Here is a 21831-nt window from a genome sequence, read left to right on the forward strand (position 1 = left end):
CCCGGCAGGGGCTGCCTCCCGCCCGCAAGGGGTGCGGGGGCGGCCCTTCGCGCTGTCGGCGCCGCCGGGGCGGCCGGTAGGGTTACCTCCGTGCGCCGAGGGAGCTGTCCGGCGGCCGACAGGACATCACTACGGAGGAACCGGCGTTGCACATCCAGGAGTGGCTGGAGAACGTCCCCGCGATCAGCGTCTACCTCCTGGTGGGCATCGTCATCGGCGTGGAGAGCCTCGGCATCCCGTTGCCCGGTGAGGTCGTCCTGGTCAGCGCGGCTCTGCTGGCCGCGGGACACGACGGCATCAACCCGTGGATTCTGGGTGCCTGCGCGACGGCCGGGGCGGTGATCGGTGACTCGATCGGCTATGCCATCGGCCGCAAGGGCGGACGTCCGATGCTGGCCTGGCTCGGCGGGAAGTTCCCCCGTCACTTCGGCGAGAGCCAGATAGCCACGGCGGAACGCTCGTTCCAGAAGTGGGGCATGTGGGCGGTCTTCTTCGGCCGCTTCGTCGCACTGCTGCGCATCTTCGCGGGACCGCTCGCCGGTGTCCTGCACATGCCGTACTGGAAGTTCCTGATCGCCAACGTGCTCGGCGGGATCATCTGGGCGGGCGGCACCACGGCCGTCATCTACTCGGTGGGTGTCGTCGCGGAGGACTGGCTCAAGCGGTTCTCGTACCTCGGACTCGCGATCGCGGTCCTGATCGGACTCGGCTCGATGCTGGTCGTCAGGAACCGGGCCAAGAAGGCGGCCGCACGGTCCGCCGCGCAGCCCGCGCCCGAACCGGACACCGTACCGGCGGCCGACTGACACCCGCGCGGATTCTGGCCGGCCCGAGTCCCCCCGCAGGTTGTCCGCGCGGCGTCCGGCCGGTCTCCCCGTGCTCAGTTCTTGAACGCCTCGCGGTGTGCCTTCGCCAGCTCCACGTAGCCGACCGCGTTGAACTTCACGCCGTCGAGCTCCTCCTGGGTCAGCTGCCGCTTGACCTTGGCGGGCACCCCCGCGACCAGCGAGCCCGGCGGCACCCGCATCCCCTGCGGGACCAGTGCCTGGGCGGCGACCAGCGAACCGGTGCCGATGTGCGCACCGTTCAGGACGATGGCCCCCATGCCGATCAGCACGTCGTCCTCGACGGTGCAGCCGTGGAGCACCGCGTTGTGCCCGACGGAGACGCGCTCGCCGACCGTGACCGGGAAACCGGGATCGACGTGGACGCTGCAGTTGTCCTGGATGTTGGAACCGGCGCCGATGACGATCGGGCCGCAGTCCGCCCGCAGCACCGCGTGGTACCAGACGCTGGAACCGGCCGCCATGGTGACCTCACCGATCACGACCGACGTCGGTGCGGTGAAGGCGGACGGGTCGATGTCCGGCTCCTGACCTCCGATTGCGGTGATCAACGCCTGTTCTGCCATCGCGCGTTCCTCCGTGCTCCGGTGCTGTGGGTCGCGGTCGTCCGGCCGGGAGCCGTCCGGTTCCGCCGGGGAAACGGTATGCGACGGGTACGAGGCCCTGCGGCCGGGTGGGGTGAAGATCACAGGCCGGTGCGGATACCGGTCCCGGGCGCCCCGACTACCGTGTGCGGGTGCCGAAGAACAGAGACACGGTCTCCTCCCTGACCGCCTGGCGGCGGCGCGCCCTGTCAGGGGCCGTCCACCGCTGCTGGCGCTGGGTCCGGGAGGCGGGCGCGGTCACGGCCACGCACCCCGGCGGGCTGCGGTTCGGCCGGATCGGCGAGGGCACCCGGCTCGCCTTCCCGCAGGGCACGGTGTTCGGGGAGCGGTGGATCGAGCTCGGCAACCACTGCGTCATCGGCGAACAGGTCACCCTCACGGCGGGCCTCATGCCCGATCTGGACCTCGGCGCCGATCCGATCCTGACCCTGGGCAACGGAGTGGTGCTGGGCCGGGGCAGCCATGTGGTCGCGGACACCACGGTGACGATCGGCTCCGACACCTACTGCGGGCCGTACGTCTACATCACCTCGACCAACCACAGCTACGACGATCCGCAGCAGCCGGTCGGCCGGCAGTGGCCGCGGATGGAACCGGTCGCCATCGGCCCCGGCTGCTGGATCGGCACCGGAGCGGTGATCCTCCCGGGCGCCCGGCTCGGCCGCAACGTGGTCGTGGCGGCCGGCGCGGTGGTCCGGGGCGAGGTGCCCGACCACGCGGTGGTGGCCGGTGCCCCCGCCCGTGTCGTACGCAACTGGGACCCGGACAACGGCTGGCAGCCGCCGCTGCGCACGCCGGCTCCGGTGCCGATCCCGGAGGGCGTGACGCCCGAACAGCTGCTGGCCGTGGCGGAGCTCGACGAGAACTGAGGGCGGTCCACCACACCGTAGTGCGGTATTTTCGACTCCGGCATCCAGAATATTGGACGGAACGTGACTGATCTCGACCAGCTGACCCAGTCCCTCGCGCGCAACCTCAAACGCTGGCGCGCGGAGCGGGGCTTCACCCTGGATGCCCTCGCCACCCGCGCCGGGGTCAGTCGCGGCATGATCATCCAGATCGAGCAGGCCCGCACCAACCCGAGCGTCGGCACCACGGTCAAGCTCGCCGACGCGCTCGGCGTCGCCATCACCACGCTGCTCGACCACGAACAGGGCTCCCCGGTCCGGCTGGTCCCCGCGGACCAGGCCGTACGCATGTGGTCCACGGAGGCCGGGAGCGCCACCACCCTGCTGGTGGGCACCGAGGCCCGGGGCCCGCTGGAACTCTGGCACTGGCGGCTGACGCCCGGTGACGGCAGCACGTCCGACCCGCACCCCGAGGGCACCGTCGAACTGCTCCACGTCACGACGGGCGAACTCACCCTGGTCGTCGACGGCACCCCGTACACCGTCCCCGCCGGAACCTCCGCCACCTTCGAGGCGCACCACCGCCACACCTACCGCAACGACGGCTCCGAGCCCGTCGAGGTCACCATGGCCGTGTCCGTCCCGCCCGTCAGATGAGACGTCCAACCGGGCCGGTGCGCGCGGCTGTTAGCGTGGCGGGCATGCGCGCACCCATCGGCTCCTTCGAGGATGCCTGCCCCGCGGCCGAACGCCTCGAACTGCTCACCGCCCCGGTGGCCGCAGCGGTCCGGGAGGGCTGGGGCGGGTTCCCCGCCGAGCAGATCATCCACGTCGACACGGACCCCGAGATCGCTGACACGGCGGCGTTTGTCGAGCACCACGGGGCCGATCTACTGAACTGCTCGGCCAACTGTGTCGTCGTGGCCGCAAAGCGCGGGGGAGAGGTCACCCTGGCCGCCTGCCTGGTGCTGTCCCACTCCCGCGTCGATGTGAACGGAGTCGTCCGCCGGCACCTCGACGCCCGCAAGGTGCGGTTCGCCCCGATGGACACGGCGGTCGGAGACACAGGAATGGAGTACGGCGGCATCACACCCGTCGGACTCCCGGCCCACTGGCCCCTGTTGATCGATCCCGCCGTCGTGGACCAGGAGTGGGTACTGATCGGCAGCGGCAGCCGACGGGGCAAGCTGATCATGCCGGGCAAGGCGCTGGCGGCGCTGCCGGGCGCCGTCGTCGTCCCGGGTCTGGGCATCGGCGGCTGATGCCGCGGCCGGCCCACTCTTCTTGATGGGAGCTCCCGCCGTCCGGTAACAGAGGGCCTACGACACGGCGTCCGACGTCGGCGCGAGGACGCGGCCGCGGTGTACCGGCAACCACTCCATGGCGAAGGCGACCGCTGCCGGGAAGCGGAACAGCCGGCCCGTCGCGGAGCCCACCGCGGCGGTGCGGACGGCGGTACCCCGCTCGGAGCGTGCGAAGTCCTCGCCCAGTCGCGCGAAGTCCCCGTCGTCCAGGGCCACGTCCTCGTACTCCCACCACCGGCGCTCGCCGCCGTCCCGCACCACACAGCGATAGGTGCGCCGGGGCGGCGAGGGCACGCGGTACTCCGCGAGGTGGAACGCGGTGCAGGAGCCGAATCCGGTGCCGAGCAGCAGGACCTGCGCCCGCAGTTCGTGGAGGCGGGCCAGCGGGGAGTCCTCACCGAGATGGCAGTCCGGGCGGTGGTCCGCCACCACGTGTCCGGCCAGCGGGCCCAGCGCGGCGAAGGAGGTCTGCGGATGCGCGCTGCGAACGGAGCCGGGGGAGCGCCGCACCGCTTCCGAGAGCCGGCCCATCGAAGGGGCCGCGGTGCTCACCGGGTCGAACGCGGGCATCGCCGCCCGTACCTCCTCCCGCTCCCGCTCACCGAGACCGTGGACCCGGGCGCGGTACTGCGGGGAGGTGTCGGAGTTCTCCGGAGTGAAGGACGGGACCACCAGCGTGCCCTCCGGACCCAGCGCCTCCCGCAGCGCGGCGCCGACCGCGTCCGCACCACCGTCGACCGCACCCACCGCGCTCAGTGACGCGTGCACCATCAGCACGCCGCCCCGCTCGACGCCTAGCGCGGCGAGCTGACGGGACAGGCGGGCCCGGCTGTGGGGGACGGCGGACACGCTCGTGGCGCAGGCGGTACTCACAGCGGGCCATCCTCCCAGCCCGGAGCGGAGCGTGATACCCCGCACATATGGACGCCGGGTGGTCTCAGCCGTCCAGCGCGGGGATCTCGATCGCAGGGCAGCGGTCCATGACCATGTCGAGCCCGGCGGCCCGGGTGCGCTCGTACGCCTTCTCGTCGATCACTCCCAGCTGGAACCAGACCGCGGAGGCGCCGATCGCGACCGCCTCGTCCGCCACCGCGCCGGCCAGCTCGCTGTTGACGAAGACGTCCACCACATCGACCGGGAAGGGGATCTCGGCCAGCGAGGCGTAGCCGTCCTCGCCGTGCACCCGCTCCGCCCTGGGATGGACGGGCACCACCCGCTTGCCGAAGCGCTGGAGCACCTCGGCCACCCCGTAGGCCGCGCGCGAGCGGTTGTCGGACAGCCCCACCACGGCCCAGGTGTCGCCCGTCCCGGTCAGAATCCTTCGGATCGTCTCCGTGTCTGCGTACATGATCCACACAACGGACGGCCGCCCCCGACCATTCCCGGGGCTGCGCATAGGCTGGCCGGATGCAGGAGCAGTACCGGACAGTCGCCCGCGCGGGCGTGCACGAGACCGAGATCAACCGGTCGCGCTTCATCTGCGCGCTCGCCCCCGCCGCCACCGAGCAGGAGGCCCAGGACTTCGTCGCCCGCGTCCGCAAGGAACACCCGGCGGCCAACCACAACTGCTTCGCCTACGTGATCGGCGCCGACGCCTCCGTACAGAAGGCAAGCGACGACGGCGAGCCGGGCGGCACCGCCGGGGTGCCGATGCTCCAGATGCTGACCCGCCGCGAGATGCGGTACGTCGTCGCGGTCGTCACCCGCTATTTCGGCGGAGTGAAGCTCGGCGCCGGCGGGCTGATCCGGGCGTACGGGGGAGTGGTCGGTGAGGCCCTCGACGCGCTGGGGACCCTCACCCGGCAGCGGTTCCGGATCGCGACGGTCACCGTGGACCACCAGCGGGCCGGGCGGCTGGAGAACGAACTGCGGGCCACCGGACGCAGTGTGCGCGAGGTCCGGTACGCGGAGGCGGTGACCATCGAGATCGGGCTGCCGGACGCCGATGTGGAGGAGTTCCGCCGCTGGCTGGCCGACGCGACGGCGGGCGAGGCGCAGCTGGAGCTGGGCGAAGAGGCTTACGGGGACGCCTGAGTACTGTGGTGCGGGCGCGGGGACGCGCCGGTGTGACGATCACCGGCCGCGGGGTCCGGGCCGCTCCGCATCGCGAGGGACGCGGCCGCACGGGTGGAGGAAACGGAACATGCAGGTCGGAGCCGGGTCTTGAAGATTTTGCACACATCGGACTGGCACCTGGGGCGCTCCTTCCACCGGGTGTCACTGCTCGAAGCCCAGGCCGCCTACCTCGACCACCTGGTGGCGACGGTCCGCGACCACGAGGTCGATGCCGTGCTCGTGGCGGGTGATGTGTACGACAGGGCGGTGCCGCCGCTCTCCGCCGTCCAGCTCTTCGACGACGCGCTGCACCGGCTCGCGGAGGCGGGTGTGCCCACCGTGATGATCTCCGGGAACCACGACTCGGCCCGCAGGCTCGGCGTCGGCGCCGGTCTCATCGGACGCGCCGGCATCCATCTGCGCACCGACCCCGCGCACTGCGCCACCCCCGTCGTCATCCCGGACGCGCACGGCGACGTGGCGTTCTACGGGCTCCCGTATCTGGAGCCCGCCCTCGTCAAGGACGAGTTCCGGGCGGAGCGGGCCGGGCACGAGGCCGTGCTGAGCGCTGCCATGGACCGGGTCCGCGCCAACCTCGCGGCACGGCCGGACACCACCCGGTCCGTCGTCCTCGCCCACGCCTTCGTCGCGGGCGGCGAGCCGAGCGACAGCGAACGCGACATCACCGTGGGCGGCGTGGCGGCCGTCCCCGCCGGGGTCTTCGACGGCGTCGACTACGTGGCACTGGGGCACCTTCACGGCTGCCAGACCGTCTCCGAGCGGGTCCGCTACTCCGGCTCCCCGCTCGCGTACTCCTTCTCCGAGTCCGGCCACCGCAAGACGATGTGGCTGATCGAGCTGGACGGCGCGGGCGCTGTCACCGCCGAACGGATCGACTGCCCGGTGCCCCGCCCGCTCGCCAGGCTCACCGGCCGGCTCGACACCCTCCTCGACGACCCCGCCCTCGAACGGCACGAGCACTCCTGGGTGGAGGCCACCCTCACCGATCCGGTCCGCCCCTCCGAGCCGATGGCCCGCCTCGTCGAGCGGTTCCCGCACACGCTCGCCCTCGCCTTCGAACCGGAACGGGACCCGGAGGACCCGCGGACCTCCTACGCCGAGCGGCTGCGGGGACGCGACGACCAGAGCATCGCGGAGGACTTCGTGGCGCATGTGCGCGGTGGATCCGGCATCGACGAGTCGGAGCGGACCGTGCTGCGCGGCGCCTTCGACCACGTACGCGTCGACGACAGTGTGCGCGAGGTGAACCGGTGAGGCTCCACCGACTCGGCATCACGGCCTTCGGACCGTTCGGCGCCACTCAGGAGATCGACTTCGACGCACTCTCCGCAGCCGGGATCTTCCTGCTGCACGGACCGACCGGCGCCGGCAAGACCTCGGTCCTGGACGCCGTCTGCTACGGCCTCTACGGCGCCGTGCCCGGCGCCCGGCAGAGCCCCGGAACCTCGCTGCGCAGCGACCACGCCCCGGCGGACCTGCCGACCGAGATCCGGCTCGAACTCACCGTCGGCGGACGCCGGCTGGAGATCACCCGGAGCCCCGCCCAGCCCCGCCCCAAGAAGAAGGGCGACGGCTACACCACGGAGAAGGCGCAGAGCCGGCTGCGCGAGTACGTCCCCGAAGGGGGATGGCGGGCGCTGAGCCGCTCCAGCCAGGAGATCGGTGAGGAGATCACCCAGCTCATCGGGATGAGCCGGGACCAGTTCTGTCAGGTGGTCCTGCTGCCGCAGGGCGACTTCGCCCGCTTCCTGCGCGCCGACGCCGAGGCGCGCGGGAAACTGCTCGGACGACTCTTCGACACCCGCCGTTTCGCCGCGGTCGAGGAGCACCTCGCTGAGCTGCGCCGGGCCGCCGGGACCCAGGTCAGAGCCGGGGACGAACGGATCCTGGCGGTCGCCCAGCGGATCGCCCAGGCGGCCGGGCCCGCCGCCGAGGAGCACCCGCTGCCCGGCATCCAGCCCGGCGAACCGGGGCTCGCGGACGCCGTACTGGAGTGGGCGGCCACGGCCCGCAGCGGCGCCCGGGAACGGCTCGACATCGCTGGCTGCGTCCTGTCCGCGGCCGAGGCCCGCCAGTCGGCCGCCCGGCAGACCCTGGACGCCGAACGCGAACTGGCCGGGCTCCAGCAGCGGTACGCGGAGACCCGGCGGCGCGCCACCGAGGTGGAGGCCGGCCGGGACGAGCACGACCAGGCACAGGAGCTGCTGCGCCGCGCCCGCAAGGCGGATCTCGTCGCCCCCGCGCTGGAGCTCCGCGAGGAGGCCGGGCGGGCGCACCGGCGGGCGGGCGCGGCCCGCGACCGCTCCCGGGCCGCTCTGCCCGGCGAGCTGGCAGACGCGGGCGCGGAGCAGCTGACCGCGCTGGAACGACGGCTTCGGGAGGAACTCGGCGCGCTGGACGCCGCCCGTCGCGCCGAGCGGCGCAGCGCCGAGATCGACAGCGAACGGGCCGCGCTGGAACGGCAGGCCGGGGCGGACGACGAACTGATCCGGGACGCCCAGGGCTGGCTGGCCGGCTGGGAGGCCACCCGGCAGCGTCTGCACGCCCGCATCGAGGCGGCCCAGGAAGCGGCGACCCGCGCCGAACTGCTGGCCGGCCGGCTGGACCCGGCCCGCCGACGGCTCGACGCGGCCAGGCGCCGCGACACGCTGGCCGCTCAGGCATCGGACGCGGAGGACCGCCTGACCGCGGCTCGGGAGGACGCCCTCACCACCGGCGAGACCTGGCTGGGCCTGCGCGAACGGCGGCTGCGCGACATCGCGGCCGAGCTCGCCCGGGAACTGATCGAGGGCGAGGCCTGCCCGGTCTGCGGATCGGCCGGCCACCCGGAGCCCGCACGGGCCGGGGACGGACACGTCGACCAGGCCACGGAGGACGCCGCGCAGGCCGCCCACCGCCGCGCCGAGCAGGCGCGCACCGAGGCGGAACACGCGCTCGCAGCCGTACGCGAGCGGTACGCGGCCGCGCGCGCGGAGGCCGCGGACACCCCGGACGGGCAGGCCGCGGCCGGTGGCGGCGAGGCGGGGGACGGCCCGTCCGCAGCCTCGGAGCCGACCGTCGGAGCGCTCACCGAACTCGTGGACACCCTGACCAGGGAACACGCGGAGGCCTACCGGACCGCCACCGGGACGCACGCGGCGCGCGAGGCCCTCGCGGCCGCCGAACGCGAGCAGGAGCAACGGGCCGGAGACCGGCAGCAAGCCGAACGCCGGGCCGCCGCCCGCACCTCCAGGCGCGAGGGACTCGACGCGGAACAGGCGGCCCTGGCGGAGGTGCTGGCCCAGGCGCGCGGCGGCTCCGGCAGCGTCACCGAGCACGCCGCGCTCCTGCAGCGCCGGGTCGCCCTGCTCGTCGAGGCGGCCGAGGCACTGCGTGAGGAGGAGAGCGCGGCCGCCCGGCTCAAGGAGGCCGACGACCGGCTCGCGGACGCGGCGTTCCGGGCCGGCTTCGACACTCCGCGGGACGCCGCCGCGACGATGCTCCCCGACTCCCGGCAGCGGGCGCTCCAGCACCGGATCGACGCCTGGCAGGCCGAGTCCGCAGCCGTCACCGACCGGCTTGCGGAGGCCGACGCCCGCACCGCCGCCGGCCGGCCCCCGGCCGACCCCGGCGCCGCGCAGTCGCTGTACGACAGGGCCGAGCGGCTGCTGCGGGACGGGGCTGGTGCCCACACCGCCGCCCGGGAGCGCTGCGCCGAACTCGGCCGGCTGTCCCGGCGCGCGGCGGACGAGGTGCGGGCCCAGGGACCGGTGCGTGAGGAGTACGAGCGCATCGCGCGGCTCGCCGGTCTCACCGCCGGCACCTCGGCGGACAACGAACGCAAGATGCGGCTGGAGTCCTATGTACTGGCGGCCCGCCTCGAACAGGTGGCCGCGGCCGCCACGGCCCGGCTGCGGCGGATGTCGTCCGGCCGCTACACCCTGGTCCACTCCGACGCCCGGACCGGCGGCCGCAGGGCCGGTCTCGGACTGCACGTCATCGACGCCTGGACCGGCCGGGAGCGCGACACGGCCACGCTCTCCGGCGGCGAGACGTTCTTCGCCTCGCTCGCCCTGGCACTCGGCCTCGCGGACGTGGTCACCGACGAGGCCGGCGGCGTACGCCTGGACACCCTCTTCATCGACGAGGGATTCGGCAGCCTGGACGACCAGACGCTCGACGAGGTGCTCGACGTGCTGGACTCGCTGCGGGAGCGGGACCGCAGCGTCGGCATCGTCAGCCATGTCGCGGACCTGCGCCGGCGCATTCCGGCCCAGCTCGAAGTGGTGAAGGAGCGCCACGGATCCGCGGTACGCCACCGGGCGGCGGACGGAGTCAGCGGCTGACCGCCCGGCGCGGCAGCGGCGAGGAGTAGACGACGCTCGTGGTGACGGACCCCAGGGTGCCGATCCTGCCCGAAACCGCTTCCAGATGGCTCATGGAGCGGGCCGTCACCTTCAGCACGAAGCAGTCGTCGCCGGTGACATGGTGGGCCTCCAGGATTTCCGGCGTGGCGGCGACGAGATCGTGGAACGGCTTGTAGTTGCCGTTGGGATAGCGAAGCCGGACGAAGGCGAGGATCGGCAGTCCGAGCCGGTCCGGATCGACCACCGCCGCGTACCCGCTGATGATCCCGGCCTCCTCCAGCCTGCGGACGCGCTCGGTCACGGCGCTCGACGACATCGCGACCGTCCGGGCGATGTCGGCGAAGGTGGCGCGCCCCTCGCGCTGGAGGACATCGAGGATGCGCCAGTCGGTGTCGTCCGGGGAATAGTCGGTCATACCCAGAGGGAACAGGGAAACGCCCGGCAGATCAAGCCGGGTGCCGGGGATCTCCTCTTCCGGCGGGGCGCCGCCGGTCATAGATTTTCGACCATGACTCCACCGCCCGCCATCACCGCGGAAAACCCGGTACTCCGGGTTCCGCCCGCCGCTCCGGCCGAGGCAGCCGCCTACTTCGGCGCCTCGCTCGCCTTCCACGCCGACGTCTCCGATGTCGCCGCCGCACTGGCGGCCGACGGGGACCCCGGCTTCGTACTCCTCGACTCCCGCTCCACCACGGCCTGGGACCAGGGGCACATTCCCGGCGCGGTCCACCTGCCGACGCCGCTCATCGCCGGGCAGGCGCCCGGACTGCTCGATCCGGCCGTCCCCGTGGTCACCTACTGCTGGGGTCCCGGCTGCGACGGCGCGGCCCGTGCCGCGCTCGCCCTCGCCGGACTCGGCTACCGGGTCAAGGAGATGCTCGGCGGCTTCGAGTACTGGGTGCGCGAGGGCTTCGCGTTCGAGACCCGGCAGGGACCCGGGCGGCGCGCCGCCGACCCGCTCACCGCACCGGCCGGCTCCGGGGACTGCGGCTGCTGACGACGGCGGGCCGGGCCCGGATCCGTACCCGGGTCCGGCCCGCCAACCAGGTCAGAGCCTGGAGAGCTCGTCGACCAGGTCGTCCAGACCAAGCGGCCCCTGCGAAAGGGCCGCCATGTGCCAGGACTTGAGGTCGAAGGCGTCCCCGTGCGCCGCGCGGGCGTTCTCCCGGCCGAGCAGCCAGGCGCGTTCACCCAGCTTGTAGCCGATGGCCTGCCCCGGCATCGAGAGGTAGCGGGTCAGCTCGCTCTCCACGAAATCGGCGGGCCGGCCGCTGTGGTTGCCGAAGAAATCCTGGGCCAGCTCGGGCGTCCACCGCTCGCCGGGGTGGAACGGGGAGTCGGCCGGGATCTCCAGCTCCAGGTGCATGCCGATGTCCACGATCACCCGGCAGGCGCGCATCATCTGCGCGTCCAGGTAGCCGAGGCGGCGCTCCGCGTCGGGCAGGAAGCCCAGTTCGTCCATCAGCCGCTCCGCGTACAGCGCCCAGCCCTCGGCGTTGGCGCTGACGATGCCGATGGACGCCTGGTAGCGCGAGAGGCTCTGAGCGACGTGCGCCCACTGGGCGAGCTGGAGGTGATGACCGGGAACGCCCTCGTGGTACCAGGTGGAGACCAGGTCGTACACCGGGAAGCGGGTCTCGCCCATGGTCGGCAGCCAGGTGCGGCCGGGGCGGGAGAAGTCCTCGGACGGACCCGTGTAGTACGGCGCGGCGGCGCCGCCGGGCGGAGCGATCCGGGACTCCACCTTGCGGACCCGCTCGGCGAGTTCGAAGTGCGTGCCGTCCAGGGCCTCGATCGCCTCGTCCATCAGCCCCTGCAGCCAGGCCTGGACCTCGTCGACGCCCTCGATGTGCTTGCCGTGCACGTCGAGATGGGCCAGCGCCTCCCAGGGGCCCGCGCCGGGCAGCACCTTCTCGGCCTCGGTCCGCATCTCCGCGAGCAGCCGGTGGTACTCGGACCAGCCGTACGCGTACGCCTCGTCGAGATCGAGGTCGGTGCCGTTGAAGTAGCGCGACCAGCGGGCGTACCGCTCGCGGCCCACCACCTCGGGCGCGCCCTCGACGGCGGGGGCGTATACCTCGCGCATCCACTGCCGCAGCTCCTCCAGAGCCCGCGTGGCCTGCCGGGCTCCGTCGTCGAGGCCGTCGCGCAGCGCCGCCGGACCCGCGGCGGCGAAGTCCTCGAAGAACCCCGTGGTGCCGTCCCCGATCCACTCGTCGAGCTGGCCGATGAAGGTGGCCGTGGCGCGCGGACCGCCGTAGAGCTTGCGCTCCAGACCGAGCGCGAGGGACTCGCGGTAGCCGGCCAGCGCGGCCGGAACGGCGCGGAGCCGGTCGACGACCGCCGCCCAGTCCTCGTCCGACTCGGTGGGTGTCACCGTGAACACCTCACGGACCGAGTGCGCGGGGGAGTGCAGGTTGGAGACGGCGCGCAGCGCCTCATCGGCCTCATGGACCGCGAGTTCGGCCGTCAGCCGCTCACGGAGGAGACGGCCGCAACGCCGTTCGGCGTCGTCGGCCGCACCTGGCAGCTGTTCCGCACGGTCGAGCCGGGCGAGTGTGGTGCGGGCCAGCGCGGCCAGCTCTTCCTGGCCGGCGGGGGAGAAGTCGGGAAGGCGGCGCGAGCTTTCCGCGACACCCAGAAAAGTGCCGGAAATCGGGTCGAGCCGGATGAACGCGTCGACGTAGGCGTCGGCGACCTGGCGGGGCAGCGCGCTGCTAGGAGTGTCTGACATGTGGACATCCTCATACGGAGAGGGGCTCCCCGTCACCATCAACCGGGCTCCGGGGCCTGACCCGTACCTGCCCCGGCCGTGATGGCGGCGGGCGGCAGCAGCGGTCCGCACTCCCATTGCTGGAAGATCAACCGGGTCTCCACCCGGGCCACTTCGCGGCGCGAGGTGAACTCGTCCAGCACCAGTCGTTGCAGGTCGGCGGTATCGGCGACAGCCACATGGACCAGGTAGTCATCCGGACCGGTCAGGTGGAACAGGGCCCGGGACTCGGGCAGCGTCCTGATCCGTTCGACGAACGGGCCGATGAGCTCCCTGCGGTGCGGCCGCACCTGTACGGACAGCAGCGCTTCCAGTCCGCGTCCCATTCTGGCCGGGTCCAGTCGCAGCTGATGGCCGAGAATGACGCCCGTGCGGCGCATCCGGGCGACCCGGTCCAGGCACGTCGAGGGGGCGACCCCGACCTCGGCCGCGAGATCGCGGTAGGTGGTCCGTGCATCGTTCTGCAAGAGGCGCAGAATGTGCAGATCCACCGTGTCCAGGGCGATGGAATCGGTCATCTGCCGAACGTAACACGGCTCTTGGTGCCGATTTCCCGGCAGCTGTTCAGAGTGGTGACATGGACACCGAATCCTCGATGGCGCCCTCGACGACAACCCGGTCCAGGGCGCTGGCCACCGAAGCCGTACACGCCGGACGCGACGATCTCGCGGCTCTCGGCCTGCACGCCCCGCCGATCGACCTGTCCACCACCTACCCCTCGTACGACTCCAGGGCGGAGGCGGAGCGGATCGACGCCTTCGCCGCCACCGGCGCCCGGCTCGACGGGCCGCCGGTCTACGCCCGGCTCGACAACCCGACCACCGCCCGCTTCGAGACGGCCCTGGCCCGGCTCGAAGGGACCGCGAGCGCCGTGGCGTTCGCCAGCGGGATGGCCGCGCTCACCGCCGTCCTGCTGGCCCGCGCGAGCATCGGACTCCGCCATGTGGTGGCCGTCCGCCCGCTGTACGGCTGCAGCGACCATCTGCTCGGCGCCGGGCTGCTCGGCACCGAGGTGACCTGGACCGATCCGGCGGGCATCGCCGACGCGATCCGCCCCGACACGGGCCTGGTGATGGTGGAGACACCGGCCAACCCGACGCTCGGCGAAGTGGATGTCCGGGCGGTCGCGCACTCCTGCGGCTCCGTGCCGCTGCTCGTCGACAACACCTTCGCGACCCCGGTCCTCCAGCGGCCCGTCGAGCACGGGGCGCAGATCGTGCTGCACAGTGCGACGAAGTACCTGGGCGGTCACGGGGACGTGATGGGCGGAGTCGTCGCCTGTGACGAGGAGTTCGCCGCCCGGCTGCGCCAGGTGCGCTTCGCCACCGGCGGGGTGCTGCATCCGATGGCCGGATACCTGCTGCTGCGCGGTCTCTCCACGCTGCCGGTCCGGGTGCGCGCCGCGTCCGCGAGTGCCGCCGAACTCTCCCGCAGGCTGGCCGCCGACCCGCGGATCTCCCGCGTCCACTACCCGGAAGTGGGCGGTGCGATGGTGTCCTTCGAGGTCTTCGGGGACCCGCACCGGGTCATCTCCTCGGTACGGCTCATCACGCCCGCCGTCAGCCTCGGCAGCGTGGACAGCCTGATCCAGCACCCCGCCTCGATCAGCCACCGCATTGTGGATGAAGGAGACCGGCGGGCCGCGGGGGTGGGCGACCGGCTGCTGCGCATGTCGGTCGGCCTGGAGGACGTCGAGGACCTCTGGGCCGATCTCTGCCAGGCGCTCAGCAGCGGGGAGCCCGTGGTACGTCAGGGATTCAGTGACGTGCCCGCAGGTGCGGGGGCAGCGGCAGGGACCGTTCCGGAGCCGAGCTCAGCCGGGCGGTGATCACCAGCGTGCCTTCCTCGATCTGGTAGTCGAGCGGCAGCGAGAGCGCGCGCATGGCGGCGACCATGCCGGTGTTGGACGCCTGGGTGACGGCGTAGACGCTCTCGCAGCCGGCCTCGACGGCGAGCGCGACCAGCCGGGCGAGCAGCTCGGAGCCGATGCCCCGGCGCTGCCAGTCGTCCTCTACGAGGAGGGCGACCTCCGTCTCGTCGCCGTCCCAGAGCAGATGGCCGAGGGCGACCAGCCGCCCGGAGGCCGTCTGCACGGCGAGGGTGCGGCCGAAGCGGGGGCTCAGCAGGTGGTCCAGGTAGCGGTCGGCGTCGCGGACCGGGCCGTGGTAGCGCAGCCGCAGTGTCTGCTCGGTGCAGCGGTCGTGCATGGCGCGGGCCGCTTCGAGGTCGGCCCGGTCCGCCCGGCGCACGGTGATCTCGTTGCCCTCGGGGAGGGTGAGCACGTGCTCGCTGCGCGGGACCCGGGGGCCGAGCCGGGCATCCAGCTCGACCAGGGCGCGGGCCCTGGCGAACTCGGTGGGGGTGAACGGGAGATAGGGGCGCTCCACCGTGATGGCTCCGCCCGACGGGTCGCGCAGTCGCATCACCGTCTCCTCCAGCACCCCTTCGACGGGCGCGGTCTCCCCGGTGGCACGCCCGGTGACCGAGACGGCGGGCAGCGAGTGGATGGTGCACCGGCCCAGCAGCTGCCGCAGGGCGAGCGGGAGTTCGGCGGCGTCCAGTGCGGTACGGGTGGCGAGGCCGAGCACCCGGGTCGGAGCGTCCACCAGGTCATGGGCGTCGGCGCGCTCGATCCAGGTGGAATTGCCGCCGGCGGCGGAGATCGCCCGGGTCAGCCGCGAAGCCGGCAGTTCGGCGGGGGCGCGCAGCAGGAACTCGTCGACCGTGCCCTGGGCCAGTGGGTGCGTCTGCAGGGTCAGGATGTCGATCCGGTGCTGGGCCAGCACGATGCAGAGGGCGGCCAGACTGCCGGGCGCGTCCCTGACCGTGGTGCGCATCCGCCACAGCGTCGTCTCGGTGGTCTCGGTGGTCTCGGTGGACTCGATGGTCTCGGTGCCCGATGCTGCCTCGGATGCCGGTCCTGATACCGGGCCCGGGTTCAGGTGGACGGCCGCCGCGGCCGGCCGCGGGGCGGCGTCGTGGCCGGCCACCCCGTCGGTATCCGGCGGCGGCGCGTGGCTGTGCCGCCGGGCCCACCAGGTGTGGAACGCGGCGGTCGCGGTCAGCGCCAGGGCCGAGGCGATGAGCAGATACGGCCCGTCCGGCTGGTGCCCGATCAGGTTGGCGATCGCGTCGGCCACGGCGACCGCGGTGAACAGGGCGGCGAGTTCGATGAGATCCCGACGCCAGTGGTGCGGGCGGCGGGCGCTCTTGGCGGATGTCACATCAGTCATGTCTTCACTGTGACGGAGCGGTGTTGCCTGATCACGAACGCCTTGTGACCGATGGGTTAAGTGTGGATCTAGTCGCCTTTCGTCGGTTTTTGGTCGGCCGGCCGGGGCGTTCGAGTCACGCCCCGGCCGGTGCTCAGGCCGACTCCGACCGGTCCCAGACGGCCTGGAGCCGCGCCGCCTGCCGTACCAGTTGCGTCGATCCGCCGCGTGCGGCGGTGGAGGCGAGACCGGCTATCGGTCCGGTCTCCTGCGCACCGCAGCGTTCCGCGCACTGCGCGGCCACAGCCAGCAGATCGCTCAGCCCCCGGGGCGCCCGCTCGCGGGGCAGCAGCGCGGACAGCACCGGCACCAGCACCGCGAACACGGTCCGACAGGCGCCGGTGTCGGCCGCGGCCGCCGCCGAACTCGCCAGCCGTCCGGGTTTCACCAGCTCCCGGTCGATGAGTACGGTCAGCTCCCCGCCCAGGAGCGCCGCATCGAGCCGCCCCCGTGCGGCGAGGACCAGCAGGGCGTCCACGGCCGACAGCCGGTCCTCCGGATAGCGGGCTCCGAGCCCGTACCCCAGCGCGAGATGGATGGCGCTGCCGACGGGCGCTCCGGTCTCGACGAGGGCCGGCAGGGGCGACGCGCCGCCGCGCTGGTCCTCGGCACATGTGGCGACGAAGGGCAGCAGCCACGCCGCCAGCGTCTCGCTGTCCTCGGGCAGCACGGCCGTCCACTGCGGGGAGCCGCTGCCCCAGTGGTAGCAGGTCTGCGATCCGGGGGAGTGCGGGCGCCCGAGCCAGTGGAAGGCGCGGGGAAACTCCTGCTGGATGACCAGGCGCTCCCTGGTGGCCAGCAGGACGCGCCGGGCTCCGGCCGCGGACTGCCGCAACCAGCCCCGCTCCGCGGGCGCTTCGGTCTCCACAGGCCGGCGGAGCACCGGCGCCACGGGATCGTCGGCCCGGATCCAGGCGGCCAGCCGGTCACCCTCCGCGGTACCGAGCCCGGCGGCCCGGCCGGCGGCCTCGTCACCACCCGTGCGCCGGACGCGCAGCAGGGCCTGCGCGAAGTCCGCAGGTCCGGGCTCGATCCCCAGCTCCCGGTACCGGTGGAGCCTGTCGACCAGCTCCACCGGGTCCAGGGAGCCGGTGTGCCAGGTCGGGGTGGCCAGCAGGAAGGGCAGCTCTCCGGCCCGTATCGCGGCAGCGGCCTCCCACAGCCGCGCGTACGTCACCCCGTTGAGGGCGGCGTGGAAGCAGGTGGCCGCTCCCGCCGACCGGGCCCGGCCCTCGGCAAAGGCCTGTTCCGGGACCTGTCCGAGCAGCGACGCCACGACCACGTGCGGGCCGTCATGATTCCTGATGAACCGCCAGTCGATCTCGTCCTGTTCACCCGACGATGCCCACCACATCCCGGCGAGCGCCGGGCGCAGGGCTTCGACCAGGGCAGCCCGGTCCGTGTGGGCACAGCGGATCAGGCCGTCCAGGGCCCGCTCGAACGCGGGGACCTCCCGCGACCCGGACCGCACCAGGGCCACCACTTCCTCGACGAGCTCTGCGGTGTTCTCCGTGGCCGGGGCGAGGCGTTGGGGGACGGGAGCCGGTGGCAGGATCTCCTCGTAGGCGTCGGCTTCCTGTCCGTCGTCGAGCAGATCACCGAACAGGGTGACGGCTGCCGAGCGGTGTGACGGACCGAGCTGTGCTGCCATGTCCGCCAGTGCCCGGTGAATGGCGGGCGGGGTTGAAGCCAGATGGCGTGCGATGAGCTTGAGCGCCCGTTCCTGGATCCCGATGTCCGGGTGGCCGAAGGCCTCGCCCACCACGGGCAGCAGCTGTCCGGCAGCCGACGGGTCGCGGCGCAGGACCTTTCCCAGCAGCACCAGCTGGGCGCGGACCAGCTTCTTCTCCGTGCGGAAGAGCACCGGACCTGAGGCGTCGGCCAGCTGGGCTACGGACAGCAGGCCGTGGCCGTCCAGCCGGGCGAGCACCTCCTGCGCGTGTCCGGCCACCGGCGAGGGACCGTCCGCGGCCATGGCGATCCAGTCGGCGGCCCGTTCCGCCTCCTCCTGCGAGGTGGGTTCGAGACCGCGCAGCAGCAGTAGACAGAAGCGCAGGTCGGAGCTCTTCCCGCCACGCAGCAGGCGGGTGGTGCAGCGCTCCAGGAGGAGGGTCCGGTCGAGCAGACCCTCCGCGGTGAGGGTGGCCAGTGCGGACGGCCAGCTGTCGTCCGGGTCCGGGTAACCGGCCCAGGTCACGGGAGCGGGCAGCTCCGGCAGGTCCAGGAGATGCGGCGCGAGGACGCCGAGGTGCGGTTCGGCGCGCAGGACACCGGTCAGTGGCGGGTGCGGTCGTCGCTGCCACCGTGCGGAGTTGATCCGCTCGGCCCAGCCGCGGACGATGCCGTCGGAGGCAGGGAGCGGGCAGTCCGCCATCCGCACCAGTTCGACGACGAGCCGGTACTCCGCCTCGGAATCGACGGAGCGGGCGGCCAGCCGGTGGGCGAGATCGGCGAGCCAGACCGGTTCACGATCGGCCAGCGCTTTCAGTACCCACGGATAGGGCGAATGCTCCCACTCGCGCAGTTCCCGGGCACCGATCCAGGCCGCACAGCCCGCCGCCCCGGTGTGGCAGCCGGCGCCCGCGACCAGCACGGCCTTCAGCGTTCTGGTGCGCTCGCGCCCGTCCCGGTCCCGGGCTTCCTTGCGCACCGCCTTCAACTCGGCCAGCGCCAGCCTGCGTTCGGCCCGGTCCAGCGGGGCCACCAGGCCGGGCACGTCCCGATGGCGGCCTTCGCGCACGGCCGTGAGCAGCTCCTTCATCGCGCACCTGCGACGACCGTCGTGCCCCGGCCGGTCATCCGGACCGCGAGCGCGTGTTTGCAGGGACCACGCCGGCCCCGGTAGTCGGCCCACCATTGGCAGGTGCAGCTCAGTGCGCCGCCGTCGCTCCGGCGGACCTGGTAGCGCTGGTCGCCGGAGGTCACGGACGCCAGATCGCCGTCCAGGACGACCGCGCCGGCCTCGGCCAGCCGCCGCGCGGCCACCAGGCGCGGGTTGTGCCGCTCGGCCCGGTCCGCGTCGTACGGCAGCTCGCGGTGGAAGTAGGCCGCGTCCGCGAGGTCGTAGCCCACGCGGCCCGCCGTTCCCAGCCGGACGAGCGCCGCCCGCACCCGATCCACCGGCAGGCCCGACTGCTCGGCCAGCTCTGCGGGGTCGATCCGGGGCTCCCAGGCCAGCAGTACGGAGATCAGCTCGGCGTCCGCCGCGGCGTCGTCGGTGGCGAGTGCCTCCAGTACGCCGCCCTCACCGGAGAAACCGCGAGAGGCGTCCGGCGACAGCGTCAGCGTGAGCCGCATGCCTGGGAGCACCACCTCCCAGGCACTCGCGGTCGCCGCGCCTTCCGCCGCCGGTCCGTACACCCGCAGCGCCGTCGCGTGCCGAAGAACGCGCTGGAGCGCGACCAGCCGCTCCGGGCCCGGCAGGCAGACGGCCCCCGCCACCGGCCGCGTCGTCGGCCGCAGGGTCTTCCCGGCGGGAATCACCCACTGGGCGCCCCGCGAAGCCCTGCCCGGGGATCGGGGCAGCGACCGCAGGAACCGGACGGCTTCCGCAGCGGGGAGCTCGGCCCGGAGATCGAAGGCGGCGGAGGCCACCTGAGCCTCGGCGAAACCCCGCAGCCACCGGTCCGGCAGCGGAACCTTCTTCTCCACGACACGGCCCTCCAGCGTGGTGACCGCCAGCTCCTGAGGCCCCACCCGCAGATGCAGCGGATCGTCGCCCGCTATCCGTGAAAGCGCCTCGCGCAGCGGATTGTTCACATCGACATTGGTCGTGCCGTGTCCCGTCTCCGCCCCGTCCAGTCCGTCCCGCAGCACGTCCAGGCGGGCGTACACCCCGCAGCAGCCGGAGAACGACTCAAAGCGCAGCCGGTCGCCGTTTCCCGTCACCACAGGGTCCAGCGAGGACATCAGCGTCCGCTGGTAGTAGCGCGCGGCCGCCACGTCCGCCACCGCGAGCAGCCCGCGGGCCGCGATCCGGGGCGAGGTGAGGAAACCCTCGAAGAACCGGGGATGCGGCTCGGCGCCGCGCGGCGTGAGACCACCCGCCGTCTCCAGACCGAGCAACTGCCCGGCCTGCGAGGACTTGAGAACGGACGGACGTGAGTAGGCCAGCGCCTGTACGGATCGGGTCATGAACAAAACGGTAGGACCCACCACTGACAACGGACCCGGAGCGAGACCGGAGGGCACGGTTCCGGAGCTGCCGGCCGGCAGCCGGACGGATGGATGAGCGCGAGGCGAACGGCCCATTCCGGATTCCCCTCAGCACAGCCCCTGCTGAGCCTGCGCCAGCAGCCGTACCCCCCGCGCGATGTCCACCGGTGCCAGTTGCGCGTAACCCAGCACCAGGCTCACCGAACGGTCCGCCGGACGCACGGTTCCGCAGTCGCTCATCAGCCGCAGCGCGATTCCGGCCTCGGCGGCGCGGGCGGCGAAACCGGCCTCGGGACCGTACCGTTCGGGCAGCCGGGCGATGATGTGAAGCCCCGCGGCGATACCGCTCACCTCGGTACCGGGGAAGTGCTCGGCCAGCGCGGCGGTCAGGGTGTCGCGGCGCGCCCGGTAGGCGCGCTGGCAGCGCCGCAGCTGACGGTCATAGCCGCCCCGGGTGATGAAATCGGCGAGAACCGCCTGGTCGACGGCAGGATTACCCAGATCCATCGTGCGCTTGCGGTCGACGATCTCGTCCGTCATCGAAGCCGGTGCCAGCAGCCAGCCCAGCCGCAGGCCGGGTGCCAGCGATTTGCTCACGGACCCGGTGTACACGACATGTTCCGGATCCAGCCCCTGCAGCGCTCCGACGGGCGCCCGGTCGTAGCGGAAGTCACCGTCGTAGTCGTCCTCCATGATCACCCCGTCCACGTCCCTCGCCCAGTCCAGGAGCCGGCTCCGGCGGGCGGCGGAGTACGCGATTCCGGTGGGGAACTGGTGGGCCGGAGTGGTCATCACGGCACGTACCCCGGAGCGCGTCAGCGGCTCCGTGGCCAGTCCTTCGTCATCGAGCGGCAGCGGGGCCGTGGCAAGGCCCGTCGAGGCGAAGAGCGTGGCGTGTTCGGGGCTCCCCGGATCCTCGACACCGACCGTGCGCAACCCGCGTTCGCGCAGTACGAACCCGAGCAGCGTCGTCGCTTGCGCCACCCCCGAACAGACCAGCAGGCGCTCCGGATCGGCCACCACCCCGCGACGCCTCGCCAGCAGAGCGGCCAGCGCGACCCGCAGCTCGGGCAGTCCACGAGGATCGGGATAGCCCAGGGCGCTGTGCGGCAGCCTGCCGAGCACCGAACGGTGAGCGGCGGCCCAGGCACTGCGCGGAAAGAGCGAGAGGTCGGGCGTACCGGGCCGGAAGTCGACGAGGGTGCCGGGGCCGCGCGGCGCGAGATCGCGGGCCCGGTCCGCGGCGGCCCGCACCGAACCGCTCACCCAGGTACCCGCCCCGCGCCCGCTGTGCAGGTAGCTCTCGGCGGTCAGCTGCTCGTACGCCTCGGTGACCAGACCCCGTGAGACGCCGAGATCGGCCGCGAGCTCACGACTGGACGGAAGCCGGGTCCCCGGCGTCAGACGGCCGGAGCGGACGGCGTCGCGCAACGCCGACTGGAGGGCGCGACCACGACCGCGGGCCGGGGCGGACGCCGCCGGAAGCAGCAGCTCCCAGGCGGCGGAGACCGGTTCCCGTCCACCCTCGCCCCCGCTGCCGTCGCTGTCCGGTCCTGGATTGGTCCCCGAAGACGTCATGGAAGTGGACCTTAAACCGGACCGCCGCG

At 72.9% G+C, this 21831-nt stretch carries 19 protein-coding genes; 9 read left to right on the top strand and 10 right to left on the bottom strand.

Annotated elements, in window-relative coordinates; translation table 11 throughout:
- The first annotated feature begins 146 nt into the window (after positions 1-146).
- Positions 147-806: a DedA family protein gene (locus ACZ601_RS16000; protein ID WP_469537947.1), complete on the top strand. Its 660-nt coding sequence runs from the start codon at positions 147-149 to the stop codon at positions 804-806.
- A 74-nt stretch (positions 807-880) separates the two neighbouring features.
- Here the strand turns inward: ACZ601_RS16000 and ACZ601_RS16005 are convergent, their stop codons facing one another.
- Entirely contained in the window at positions 881-1411 is a 531-nt protein-coding gene (locus ACZ601_RS16005) for a gamma carbonic anhydrase family protein (RefSeq protein ID WP_469537949.1), read from the bottom strand.
- Between the two features lie 170 nt (positions 1412-1581).
- Here ACZ601_RS16005 and ACZ601_RS16010 point away from each other — a divergent pair, with 170 nt between their 5' ends.
- From ACZ601_RS16010 to ACZ601_RS16020, 3 genes are all read left to right on the top strand, one after another.
- Positions 1582-2319, top strand: coding sequence for an acyltransferase (locus tag ACZ601_RS16010; RefSeq protein WP_469537952.1), 738 nt, complete (start codon positions 1582-1584; stop codon positions 2317-2319).
- A gap of 63 nt (positions 2320-2382) precedes the next feature.
- Entirely contained in the window at positions 2383-2955 is a 573-nt protein-coding gene (locus tag ACZ601_RS16015; RefSeq protein WP_469537956.1) for a helix-turn-helix domain-containing protein, read from the top strand.
- A gap of 44 nt (positions 2956-2999) precedes the next feature.
- The gene (locus ACZ601_RS16020; RefSeq protein WP_469537959.1) at positions 3000-3560 is read left to right on the top strand and encodes a YbaK/EbsC family protein; all 561 of its coding nucleotides are present in this window, start codon (positions 3000-3002) and stop codon (positions 3558-3560) included.
- 57 nt (positions 3561-3617) lie between these two features.
- On the opposite strand, the gene ACZ601_RS16025 is transcribed toward ACZ601_RS16020, so the two are convergent.
- A complete protein-coding gene (locus ACZ601_RS16025; RefSeq protein WP_469537963.1) occupies positions 3618-4475 on the bottom strand; it encodes an AAC(3) family N-acetyltransferase in 858 nt (285 codons plus the stop codon).
- 64 nt (positions 4476-4539) lie between these two features.
- Positions 4540-4950, bottom strand: coding sequence for a CoA-binding protein (locus ACZ601_RS16030; protein ID WP_469537966.1), 411 nt, complete (start codon positions 4948-4950; stop codon positions 4540-4542).
- Positions 4951-5009: 59 nt separating this feature from the next.
- On the opposite strand from ACZ601_RS16030, the gene ACZ601_RS16035 reads away from it, so the two are divergent.
- The 3 genes from ACZ601_RS16035 to ACZ601_RS16045 all read left to right on the top strand — a co-directional run bounded on the left by ACZ601_RS16035 (position 5010) and on the right by ACZ601_RS16045 (position 10003).
- Positions 5010-5636 carry a YigZ family protein gene (locus ACZ601_RS16035; protein ID WP_469537967.1) on the top strand — a complete coding sequence of 209 codons (627 nt, stop codon included), beginning with the start codon at positions 5010-5012 and terminating at the stop codon, positions 5634-5636.
- A 129-nt stretch (positions 5637-5765) separates the two neighbouring features.
- Positions 5766-6932: an exonuclease SbcCD subunit D gene (locus tag ACZ601_RS16040; RefSeq protein ID WP_469537970.1), complete on the top strand. Its 1167-nt coding sequence runs from the start codon at positions 5766-5768 to the stop codon at positions 6930-6932.
- Positions 6929-10003, top strand: a complete 3075-nt coding sequence (locus ACZ601_RS16045) for an AAA family ATPase (RefSeq protein WP_469537972.1) — start codon at positions 6929-6931, stop codon at positions 10001-10003. Before ACZ601_RS16040 ends, ACZ601_RS16045 begins: the two co-directional genes overlap by 4 nt.
- Here the strand turns inward: ACZ601_RS16045 and ACZ601_RS16050 are convergent.
- Positions 9993-10439: an Lrp/AsnC family transcriptional regulator gene (locus ACZ601_RS16050; protein ID WP_469537974.1), complete on the bottom strand. Its 447-nt coding sequence runs from the start codon at positions 10437-10439 to the stop codon at positions 9993-9995. The genes ACZ601_RS16045 and ACZ601_RS16050 overlap by 11 nt on opposite strands.
- Before the next feature lie 93 nt (positions 10440-10532).
- Between ACZ601_RS16050 and ACZ601_RS16055 the strand changes: the two genes are divergently transcribed.
- Positions 10533-11021 (top strand): rhodanese-like domain-containing protein, encoded by a 489-nt coding sequence (locus ACZ601_RS16055; protein ID WP_469537976.1) that lies wholly within the window; start codon positions 10533-10535, stop codon positions 11019-11021.
- A 51-nt stretch (positions 11022-11072) separates the two neighbouring features.
- Here the strand turns inward: ACZ601_RS16055 and ACZ601_RS16060 are convergent, their stop codons facing one another.
- Positions 11073-12758 carry a DUF885 domain-containing protein gene (locus tag ACZ601_RS16060; RefSeq protein ID WP_469537978.1) on the bottom strand — a complete coding sequence of 562 codons (1686 nt, stop codon included), beginning with the start codon at positions 12756-12758 and terminating at the stop codon, positions 11073-11075.
- Positions 12759-12796: 38 nt separating this feature from the next.
- The gene (locus tag ACZ601_RS16065) at positions 12797-13315 is read right to left on the bottom strand and encodes an Lrp/AsnC family transcriptional regulator (RefSeq protein WP_469537980.1); all 519 of its coding nucleotides are present in this window, start codon (positions 13313-13315) and stop codon (positions 12797-12799) included.
- Between the two features lie 59 nt (positions 13316-13374).
- Between ACZ601_RS16065 and ACZ601_RS16070 the strand changes: the two genes are divergently transcribed.
- Entirely contained in the window at positions 13375-14625 is a 1251-nt protein-coding gene (locus ACZ601_RS16070; RefSeq protein WP_469537982.1) for a trans-sulfuration enzyme family protein, read from the top strand.
- On the opposite strand, the gene ACZ601_RS16075 is transcribed toward ACZ601_RS16070, so the two are convergent.
- From ACZ601_RS16075 to pdxR, 4 genes are all read right to left on the bottom strand, one after another.
- Positions 14555-16030 (bottom strand): GNAT family N-acetyltransferase, encoded by a 1476-nt coding sequence (locus ACZ601_RS16075; RefSeq protein ID WP_469537985.1) that lies wholly within the window; start codon positions 16028-16030, stop codon positions 14555-14557. The two genes, ACZ601_RS16070 and ACZ601_RS16075, sit on opposite strands and share 71 nt — an antisense overlap.
- A gap of 133 nt (positions 16031-16163) precedes the next feature.
- Complete coding sequence (locus tag ACZ601_RS16080) at positions 16164-18830, bottom strand: DUF7824 domain-containing protein (protein ID WP_469537986.1); 2667 nt, start codon at positions 18828-18830, stop codon at positions 16164-16166.
- Positions 18827-20203, bottom strand: coding sequence for an SWIM zinc finger family protein (locus ACZ601_RS16085; protein WP_469537989.1), 1377 nt, complete (start codon positions 20201-20203; stop codon positions 18827-18829). The genes ACZ601_RS16080 and ACZ601_RS16085 overlap by 4 nt, the downstream gene beginning before the upstream one ends.
- Positions 20204-20332: 129 nt before the next feature.
- Positions 20333-21802: a MocR-like pyridoxine biosynthesis transcription factor PdxR gene (gene pdxR / locus ACZ601_RS16090; RefSeq protein WP_469537991.1), complete on the bottom strand. Its 1470-nt coding sequence runs from the start codon at positions 21800-21802 to the stop codon at positions 20333-20335.
- Between the last annotated feature and the right edge of the window lie 29 nt (positions 21803-21831).

It is taken from the genome of Streptomyces sp. NPDC104307 (assembly GCF_055584045.1).